Genomic DNA, 9671 nt, shown 5'->3' on the forward strand with positions numbered 1-9671 from the left:
CGGCCGCGGTTCCGGCGGCGGGGCGGGGAGCGGCGGTGACGCGCAGGTCGGGGCCGATGCGCGTGGCGTCGGTGAACTCCAGCCGCAGGGCCCGCGCGATGGTGTCGATGCCGGCGTCACCGAGCGCGGTCGAACCGGCCCCAAGCAGCGCGGGCGCCAGATAGCCGACGACCTGGTCGACGGCGCCTGCCGCGACGAACGCGCCGGCCAGCGTCGGGCCGCCCTCCAGCAGCACGGAGCGCACCCCGCGGGCCTGGAGCTCGGCGAGCAGGGCGGGGACGTCGAGACCGCGCCCGCCGGCCGCGTACGGCAGCCGCACCACCTCGGCGCCCGGCGCCGGGCCGGCGGCCACGGACGCGACGGCGGCGACGGCGGCGTCCAGGCGCGCGGTGTCGGCGTCCTCGGCCACGGCGATCAGGGTGGGCGCGGCGCCGTCGAGCACACGGGCGCCGGGCCGCACGGCCGTGGCCGTCGTGTCGACCACGACCCGCAGCGGCTGGACCACGTCGGCGCCGGCGGCGCCCGGGAGGCGGGCGGAGAGCTGGGGGTCGTCGGCGCGCGCGGTGCCCGAGCCGACGACGACGGCGTCGGCCTCGGCCCGCAGCCGGTGCACGTCCGCCCGGGACTCGGGCGAGGTGATCCAGCGGCTGCTGCCGTCGGCCGCCGCGCTCCGCCCGTCGAGGGTGGCGGCGTACTTCCAGCGCACGAAGGGACGGCCGCGGCGCACGGCGGTGAGCCAGGCGATGTTGCCGGCCTCGGCCTCGTCGGCGAGCAGCCCGGCCGCCACGTCGACCCCGGCGGCGGCCAGCGTCGCCCCGCCGCCGGTGGCGGCGGGGAACGGGTCGGCCACGGCGTAGACGACCCGGGCGACCCCGGCCGCCAGCAGCGCCTGGGCACAGGGGCCGGTGCGGCCGGTGTGGTTGCACGGTTCGAGGGTGACGACGGCGGTGCCGCCCCGGGCCCGCTCCCCCGCCGCGCGCAGCGCGTGCACCTCGGCGTGCGGGCCGCCGGCCCGGCGGTGCCAGCCCTCGCCGGCGACCCGGCCCTCCGCGTCGAGGACGACACAGCCGACGACGGGGTTGGGACTGGTGGACCCGAGCGCACGGGCGGCGAGCGCGATGGCGCGCCGCATGGCCGCGATCTCCGTGGGGGCTTGGTCGGCCACCGGGTCCTCCTGCCTCTTCGGGCACGGACTCCGGGGCTGTCGAGATGACAGAAAAGCGGGACGCGGCATCGGGAACGCCGGGGCGGAACGAACCCGTCCACGACGAGGGAGCGCGGACGAGCCGTCGGCGACGGCGTACCAATGGCAACCCGCCGCGCACTGCCTCCCATCCGGACTTTAACCGTCGGTCCAGGAATTTCACCTGGTCAACCGGCCGCTGGCGGCGGACGGGTCGCGGACTGTAACCGCCGGTTCGGACTTTCACCGACCCCGGAGTGCGCTGACGTCACTGATACGGGCACCAGTCTGCCATGGTCACTCCACCGGGGTGGAGGGCGGCCGGGTGTGGCCTGACTCACGCGGCACGCGGGTTTCGCCGACGGGCGGCTCGAGGTCACGGCGAGTGCGGCCCCCGGCGCGGGCGGCACGGGCCCAGGGCGACGCGTCCGGCACGGGCGGCGCGGGCCCCGGGCGGCGTGTCAAGGCGCGGGCGGCACCGGCTTTCGGGCGGCGGACGCGGTCACCCGATCGGCCGCCGCCGCTACGGCGACCCCGCACGGCGCGCTCGCCGGCCGCGCGACCCCTCGGCCGCGACACCACAGGACGCCGCCCTCGTACTCAACCCCCGCTGGACGCCGCCCAGTTCATTGGTCCATACCTATTGACGTGCTGGTCTAGTCCTTTTAACGTCCTGGCCACCATGCCCCCCACCGAGCATGTTTCGGAGGCCCCCCGTGTTGATCGGACGAAGAGTTTCGAGAGACCCAAGAGACCCGAGAGATCCAAGAAGCCCGGGAGAACCAGGAGCCCGGGGAGGGCGCCGCCGCGCCGCGACCGCGCTCGCCGCCTGCGCCGCCGCGCTGACCGGGCTGCTGGTGAGCACCCTCACCGCCACGCCCTCCCACGCCGAGGACCACGGCTCCTGCCGGCCGGACGGCCTGTACACCACCCCCGGCGTCGACGTCCCGTACTGCTCCGTCTACGACAGCGCCGGCCGCGAGAAGATGGGCACCGGCCACCAGCGCCGCGTCATCGGGTACTTCACCGGCTGGCGCACCGGCAAGGACGGCACGCCCGCGTACCTCGCCCCGGACATCCCCTGGGACAAGGTCACCCACCTGAACTACGCCTTCGCCCACGTCGGCCCGGACCACAGGATCTCGGTCGGCGCGGACGGCGAGAAGAACCCGGCCACCGGCATGACCTGGCCGGGCGTCGCCGGCGCGGACATGGACCCCGCGCTCCCCTACCGGGGCCACTTCAACCTGCTGAACAAGTTCAAGAAGCGGCACCCCGACGTCAAGACGCTGATCTCCGTCGGCGGCTGGGCCGAGACCGGCGGGTACATCGACGAGAACGGCACCCGGGTGAACTCCGGCGGCTTCTACGCCATGGCGACCAACGCCGACGGCTCGGTGAACCAGGCGGGCATCGACACCTTCGCCGACTCCACCGTCGCCTTCCTCAAGAAGTACGGCTTCAACGGCGTCGACATCGACTACGAGTACCCGACGTCGATGAAGGACGCCGGGAATCCGCTGGACTGGCCCCTCGCCAACGGCCGCCGCGCCGGCCTCGTCAAGGGCTACGCCGCCCTGATGAAGACGCTCCGCGAGAAGCTGGACCGCGCCGGCGCCGCGGACGGCAAGCACTATCTGCTCACCGTCGCCGCCCCCTCCTCCGGCTATCTGCTGCGCGGCATGGAGACCCACCAGGTCCAGCAGTACCTGGACTACGTCAACATCATGTCGTACGACCTGCACGGCGCCTGGAACGAGTTCGTCGGCCCCAACGCGGCCCTGTACGACGACGGCAAGGACGGCGAACTGGCCGCCGCGGGTGTCTACGGCACCGCCCAGTACGGCGGCGTCGGCTATCTCAACACCGACTGGGCGTACCACTACTTCCGCGGCTCCCTGCCCGCCGGCCGGATCAACATCGGGCTGCCGTACTACACCCGCGGCTGGAAGAACGTCACCGGCGGCACGGACGGCCTGTGGGGCAGGGCACCCTCGACCAGCTGCCCCGCCGGGGCCGGGCTCACCAAGTGCGGTGACGGCGCCGTCGGCATCGACAACCTCTGGCACGACAAGGACACCGCGGGCAAGGAGTCCCCGGCCGGCTCCAACCCCATGTGGCACGCCAAGAACCTCGAGAAGGGCATCGTCGGCGACTACGTGACCCGCTACGGCCTCCCCGCGGACACCCGGCTGACCGGGGAGTACGCCCGTCGGTACGACGCCACGCTCACCGCGCCCTGGCTGTGGAACGCGCAGAAGAAGGTGTTCCTCTCCACCGAGGACGAGCAGTCCGTCAAAGCCAAGGCCGACTATGTGGCGGACCGGGGCATCGGCGGCGCGATGATCTGGGAGCTGGCCGGCGACTACGGCTGGAACGCCGCCAAGGGGCAGTACGAGGCCGGGGACACGCTCACCACCGCCCTGCACGAGCGCTTCGCCACCGCCGCCCCGTACGGCGCCCGGCGCGCCACCGTGGAGATGCCGGCCGAGACGCTCGACATCAAGGTCGACTTCGTCGACTTCCCGCTCGGCGACTCGAACTACCCGATCAGCCCCAAGCTGCGCATCACCAACAACACGCGGACGGCGCTGCCCGGCGGCACCGAGTTCCGGTTCGACTACGCGACCTCGGCACCCGGCACCTTCCGGGACCAGTCCGGCTTCGGGGCGACGGTGGTGCGCAGCGACCACACGGCACCGAACAACATCGGCGGCCTGAAGGGCGACTACCACCGGGTGTCGCTGAAGCTGCCCGGCTGGCAGTCCCTGGCACCCGGCGCCTCGGTGGACGTCGCCGTCGTCTACTACCTGCCGACGTCCACCCCGTCCAACTGGACGGTGACGCTGGGCGGCCGGACGTACGGGCTCGCCGGCGATCACGCCCGGGGTACGAGGCCGGCGGACCCGGGCGGCCAGACGACCGGCGGGACGACCACGGGAGGCACGACCGGCGGAACGACCGGCGGCACGGGAGGAACGACCGGCGGGACCACCGGCGGCACGGGAGGCACCACCGGCGGCACCACGGGCGGCGGCTGCACCGCGCCCGCCTGGGACCGGGCCACCGCGTACACCGGCGGCAGCCAGGTCGCGCACCGGGGCAGGAGCTGGAAGGCCAAGTGGTGGACGCAGGGCGAGGAGCCCGGCACCACCGGACAGTGGGGCGTCTGGCAGGACCTGGGCGCCTGCTGACGGCGGGGGCGCGGGGCCGGCCGACGAGAGCGGGCCCCGCACCCGCCCCGCGCCCCGCGCGCCTTCACGCCCCCCACGAGTCCCGGGTGCCCGGCGGCGCGCAGCGTCCGCCCTCCGGGCACCCGGCACCACCAGTCGTACAAAATGGCGCGCGGCGCCCGCGGCGACCCGGCACGATGGGGCGCATGCGCTCATCGGACGGCCCGAACGGCGGGGACGGCGGCCCGGGAACGGCCCCGCGGTCCGTGCGCCGCGCCCGGCTGGCGCTCGCGGCGGTCTTCGCCGTCCACGGCGCCGTGACCGGCACGTTCGCCACCCGTATCCCCTGGATTCAGGACCACACCGGCATCGGCGCCGGGGAGCTGGGGCTGGCCCTCGCGCTGCCGGCCGTCGGCGCCTCCGTGGCGATGCCGGTGGCCGGCCGGATCGCGCACCGCTTCGGCTCGCGGCGCGCGCTGGCCGGGCTGCTCGCGCTGTGGACCGGCTCGCTCGCGCTGCCCGCCTTCGCCCCCGGCCTGCCGGCGCTCTGTGCCGCGCTGTTCGTGTACGGCGCAACGTCCGGCATGGCCGATGTGGTGATGAACGCCCTCGGGGTGGAGACCGAGGACCGCGTGGGCCGGTCGATCATGTCGGGGCTGCACGGCATGTGGAGCGCCGGCGCGCTGCTGGGCTCGGCGGCCGGCGCGGTCGCGGCGCACGCCGGCCTCGACGCCCGGCTCCATCTGCCGGCGGCCGCCGCCGTGCTGACCCTGGCCGGCCTGGGGGTGTGCCGGCTGGTGCTGGACGTGCGCGGCGGCCCCGAGGAGCATCCGCCGCCGCGCTTCGCGCTGCCGCCGCGGGCCGCGCTGGCCATCGGCGCGGTGGGGTTCTGCGCGGTGTACGCGGAGGGCGCCGGCCTCGACTGGTCGGCGGTCTACCTCCGCGATGTGCTGGGCACCTCCGCGGGGGTGGCCGCCGCCTCCACGACGGCCTTCGCCTGCACCATGACCGGGATGCGGCTGCTGGGGGACGCGGTGGTGGGCCGCTTCGGGCCGGTGCGCACGGTCCGGGTGAGCGGGGCGCTGGCCACCGCGGGCTGTCTGCTGGTGGTCCTCGCGGGGCACCCGGCGACGGCCCTGGCCGGCTTCGCCCTGCTCGGGGTGGGGGTGGCCGTGGTGGTGCCGCTGGCCTTCGCGGCGGCGGGCCGCAGCGGTGACGCGCCGAGCCGGTCGATCGCGGGGGTGGCCACGATCACGTACACCTCGGGCCTGATCGCCCCCTCGGCCACCGGCGCGATCGCCGACGCCACGTCGCTGACCGTGTCCTTCGGGCTGGTGGCCGCCCTGGCGCTGGGGCTGGTGCTGGGCGCGGGCGTGCTGCGCTCGGCGGGCCACGGCGGCGGCGCGGTGGCGAAGGCGCCGCCGCCGTCGAGGGCCGTCGACCCCGCGTGAGGCGCGCGGGTCAGCCGCGGGTGTCCCGCGCGCCGGTGTCCTCCCCGGGGACGGCCGCGTCGAACAGCGGCTTCTCCTTGGCCATCTGCTCCCTCATGTGCGCGGGCGCCAGCAGCCGCAGCGCGTGGTATCCGGTGAGGGTGATGATCGTGCCCAGGGCGATCCCGCTGAGCGAGAAGGAGTCGCTGAACTCCAGCGACACATTGCCGATGCCGACGATCACGCCCGCCGCGACCGGCACCAGATTGAGCGGGTTGCCGAAGTCGACGCCGTTCTCGATCCAGATCTTCGCGCCGAGCAGGCCGATCATGCCGTAGAGGATCACCGTGATGCCGCCGAGGACGCCGCCCGGCACGGCCGCGATCACGGCGCCGAACTTGGGGCAGAGGCCGAAGAGGATCGCGAAGCCGGCGGCCGCCCAGTAGGCGGCGGTGGAGTAGACCCGGGAGGCGGCCATGACGCCGATGTTCTCGGCGTAGGTGGTGGTGGCGGGGCCGCCGACGGCCGTGGCCAGGACGGTCGCCGCGCCGTCCGCCGCGATCGCGGTGCCCATCCGGTCGTCCAGCGGGTCGCCGGTCATCTCGCCGACGGCCTTCACATGGCCGGCGTTCTCGGCGATCAGGGCGATCACCACGGGCAGGGCGACCAGCACGGCCGAGGTCTCGAAGCTGGGGGCGTGCAGGCTGGGCAGCCCGAACCAGTCGGCCTTGGCGACGCCGCCGAGGTCCAGCCGCCAGTGGTCGGTGACCTGTCCGCCGCCGGTGGCCGAGTGGATGCGGCCGAAGACCCGGTCGAGCACCCAGGAGAGGGCGTAGCCGAAGACCAGGCCGAGGAAGATGGCGATGCGGTTCCAGAAGCCGCGCAGCACCACGAGGGCGAAGCCGGTGAAGAGCAGGGTCGCCAGCGCGGTCCACTGGTCCTGCGACCAGTAGGTGCCGGCGGCGACGGGTGCCAGGTTGAAGCCGATGAGCATCACGACGGCGCCGGTGACGGCCGGTGGCAGCACGGCGTGCACGATCCTGGCCCCCAGCGACTGGACCACCAGGCCGCAGGCGAGCAGCACCACGCCGACGACCAGCAGCGCGCCGGTGAGGGTGGCCGCGTCGCCGCCCTCCTTGGCGATGATCGCCGCGACGCCCACGAAGGAGAGGCTGCTGCCCAGATAGCTGGGGATGCGGCCGCGGGTGACCAGCAGGAAGAAGATCGTGGCGACGCCCGAGACCATGACGGCGAGGTTCGGGTCGAGCCCCATGAGCACCGGGGCGACGAAGGTGGCGCCGAACATCGCCACCACGTGCTGCGCGCCCAGGCCGACGGTCCGCGTCCAGGAGAGCCGCTCGTCGGGGCGTACCACGGCCCCCGGTGCGGGGCTGCGCCCGTCTCCGTGCAGCTTCCAACCCACTCCGAGGCCCATGTACGTGTCTCCCGCTGTGCGATCCCTGCGATCCGGGCGCGCCGTGGCCACGACCCGAATCGTCCAAAACGCGCCAACGGTAGTCCAGAGGACCCACTGATCCCCAATCGAGCGACCTACCGCGCGGCGGCCGTCCCCCGTTCCGGTCACACCGCGGGGAATTTCCCTCACGCTCCGCATTCGAATGTCACGCTGTGCACATGCGTCGCGTGCCGATGATCGAGCCCCAGCCGACCCGCCGTCGCCCGGCGGCCGATGTGCAGCACGCGGTGGAGCGCATGCGGGAGCTGGCCCGGGCGCTTCCGGCGCGGGACGGCATCGCGGTGTTCAACCGCGTCTATCTGACGGTGACGGAGGAGGTCGTCCGGCGGAGCGCGGACGGGCTCTTCCGCGATCCGCTGGCCTCGGCGGAGCTGAGCGCCCGGTTCGCCGAGCGCTATCTGTCGGCGGTGGAGGTGGCCGCCGGCGGCCATCGGCCGCCCGCCTGCTGGCGGCCGCTGTTCCAGTTGCGGCGCCACCCGGGGGTGCGTCCGCTGCAGTTCGCGCTGGCCGGGATCAACGCCCACATCGGGCACGACCTGGCGCTGTCGGTGGTGGACACCTGTACGGCGCGGGGGTGCGAACCGGCGGAGGTGGAGGGCGACTTCGAGCGGGTCGGCCAGGTGCTGACGGCCCTGGAGGAGCGCATCCGCGAGGATCTGATGCCGGGCCCCGATCTGCTGGACATCGCCGACCCGCTGACCCATCTGCTGGGCGCGTGGAGCCTGGAGCGGGCCCGGGACGCCGCGTGGGCGGCGGCCCGGGTGCTGTGGCGGCTGCGGGACCTGCCCGAGGTGTACGGCGAGTTCATCGAGGGGGTGGACTCGAGCGTGGGCATGGTGGGCCGGTGCCTGCTCACCCCGCTGGGATGAGCGGACACCGGCCGCGGCGCGGGGGCCCGGCCGGGGCCCGGTTCGGACCCCGGCCGGGGCGCGCGGGCGCGGCCGGAACGCCGCCTCAGTCCTCCGGGAGCTCCACCGGCGCGATCTCGTCGTAGACGTCGCCGGGGCCCGGGTTGCTCGCGTCGGTGCCGCCGCCGAAGTGCTTCATGACGCCCCACACCGCGTTGAGCGCGGTCTGCACGGCGCCCTCCGCCCAGCCGGCGGTCCAGGAGATGTCGTCGCCGGCGAGGAAGAGGCCCCGCTTGTCCTCGGGCAGCCGGTCCTGCATGAAGTGCGTGAACAGGCGCCGCTGGTAGCGGTAGTGGCCGGGCAGGTTGGCCTTGAACGCGCCCATGAAGTAGGGCTCGTTCTCCCAGGAGACGGTGACCGGGTTGCCGATGATGTGCTTGCGGATGTCGACCTTCGGATAGATCTCCGAGAGCGACTTGAGCATGACCTCCATGCGCTCGTTGGCGTCGAGCGGCAGCCACTTGAGGCTGTCGTCGCACCAGGTGTACGAGAGGCAGATGACGGCGGGCTTGTCCGGCCCGTTGTCGAGGAGGTAGGTGCCGCGGGTCATCCGGTCGGTGAGCGTCATCGACATCACGTCGCGCCCGGTGTCCTCGTCCTTGTCCAGCCAGAACGGCCGGTCCACGGGCACGAAGAGCTTGGACGACTCCATGTAGTGGGTGCGCTCGATCGCCGTCCAGTGGTCGATCGGGAACAGCTCGTCATCGCACTCGATCTTGCTGAGCAGCATCCAGGACTGCGCGGTGAAGACCGCGGCCCGGTAGGTGCGGATGTCGCCGGTGGCGTCGGTGACGGTGATCCGGTTGCCCGCGGTGCGGTGCAGCCGGGTCACGGCCGGCCGGGGCTCGCCGCCGTGCAGCGTGGCGAGCGAGGTCCCGTACGGCCAGTGGACGATCTTCTCGGGGGCGCGCTCCCAGAGCCGCAGCGGGAGCTGCTGGCTGCCGCCGACGATGCCGCGGTGGTGGTCGTCGGCCTCGGTGTAGACGACGCGCAGGATCTCCAGGATGGAGTTGGGGAAGTCGGTGTCCCAGCCGCCGGTGCCGAAGCCCACCTGGCCGAAGATCTCGCGGTGGCGGAAGGACTTGAACGCCGGGGAGTCGCAGAGGAAGCCGTAGAAGGTCTGGTTGTCGAGCTTCTCGACGAGCTTGGCCCAGATCTCCCGGATGCGCGGCACATCGCGCTCGCGCATGGCGCGGTTCATGTCGGAGAAGTCCGCGCCCTCCTCCAGGCAGGCGTTCCACGCGTTCATCACATCGCGGTAGACCTGCGGCAGGTCGTCGATGGTCTCGGCGTAGTGGGACTCGCCCTTGAGGTCGACGACCGTGGAGGGGGTGTCGGGGGCCAGCGGGTTGGGGAACGGCTTGGTCTCCAGGCCCACCAGGTCGATGTAGTGCTGGAAGGCGGTGGAGGAGGGCGGGAAGCGCATCGCGCCCATCTCGGCCGTGAGCTCCTCGCCGTCGGCGGGGCAGCCCTCGAAGCCCACGGTGCGCAGCCGCCCGC

6 protein-coding genes and 1 riboswitch are annotated in these 9671 nt (G+C 73.7%); of the genes, 3 read left to right on the forward strand and 3 right to left on the reverse strand.

The window, feature by feature from the left end; genetic code table 11:
• The coding region (gene ribD, locus ACSNOD_RS23430) for a bifunctional diaminohydroxyphosphoribosylaminopyrimidine deaminase/5-amino-6-(5-phosphoribosylamino)uracil reductase RibD (RefSeq protein WP_436769006.1) at positions 1-1132 on the reverse strand (1132 nt) is incomplete at its 3' end.
• Positions 1133-1317: 185 nt separating this feature from the next.
• Positions 1318-1448, reverse strand: a riboswitch (FMN riboswitch).
• Positions 1449-2040: 592 nt separating this feature from the next.
• On the opposite strand from ribD, the gene ACSNOD_RS23435 reads away from it, so the two are divergent.
• Both ACSNOD_RS23435 and ACSNOD_RS23440 read left to right on the forward strand, forming a co-directional pair.
• Positions 2041-4377 carry a chitinase C-terminal domain-containing protein gene (locus tag ACSNOD_RS23435; protein ID WP_436769002.1) on the forward strand — a complete coding sequence of 779 codons (2337 nt, stop codon included), beginning with the start codon at positions 2041-2043 and terminating at the stop codon, positions 4375-4377.
• Between the two features lie 185 nt (positions 4378-4562).
• Positions 4563-5807: an MFS transporter gene (locus ACSNOD_RS23440; protein ID WP_436769003.1), complete on the forward strand. Its 1245-nt coding sequence runs from the start codon at positions 4563-4565 to the stop codon at positions 5805-5807.
• 10 nt (positions 5808-5817) lie between these two features.
• Here ACSNOD_RS23440 and ACSNOD_RS23445 read toward each other — a convergent pair whose 3' ends face one another.
• Entirely contained in the window at positions 5818-7221 is a 1404-nt protein-coding gene (locus ACSNOD_RS23445) for a uracil-xanthine permease family protein (protein ID WP_436769004.1), read from the reverse strand.
• Positions 7222-7436: 215 nt separating this feature from the next.
• Here ACSNOD_RS23445 and ACSNOD_RS23450 point away from each other — a divergent pair, with 215 nt between their 5' ends.
• Positions 7437-8132, forward strand: a complete 696-nt coding sequence (locus ACSNOD_RS23450; RefSeq protein WP_436769007.1) for a DUF5995 family protein — start codon at positions 7437-7439, stop codon at positions 8130-8132.
• Positions 8133-8217: 85 nt separating this feature from the next.
• On the opposite strand, the gene ACSNOD_RS23455 is transcribed toward ACSNOD_RS23450, so the two are convergent.
• On the reverse strand, positions 8218-9671 hold a 1454-nt coding region (locus tag ACSNOD_RS23455; protein WP_436769005.1), incomplete at its 5' end, for a flavin monoamine oxidase family protein.

The sequence above is a fragment of the Streptomyces sp. URMC 123 genome (assembly GCF_051386515.1).
Classification (GTDB): Bacteria; Actinomycetota; Actinomycetes; order Streptomycetales; family Streptomycetaceae; genus Streptomyces.

Coding starts and splice junctions, on each gene's coding strand:
- ACSNOD_RS23440 (WP_436769003.1), top strand. CDS start 4,563: ATGCGCTCATCGGACGGCCCGAACGGCGGGGACGGCGGCCCGGGAACG.
- ACSNOD_RS23450 (WP_436769007.1), top strand. CDS start 7,437: ATGATCGAGCCCCAGCCGACCCGCCGTCGCCCGGCGGCCGATGTGCAG.
- ACSNOD_RS23445 (WP_436769004.1), bottom strand. CDS start 7,221: ATGGGCCTCGGAGTGGGTTGGAAGCTGCACGGAGACGGGCGCAGCCCC.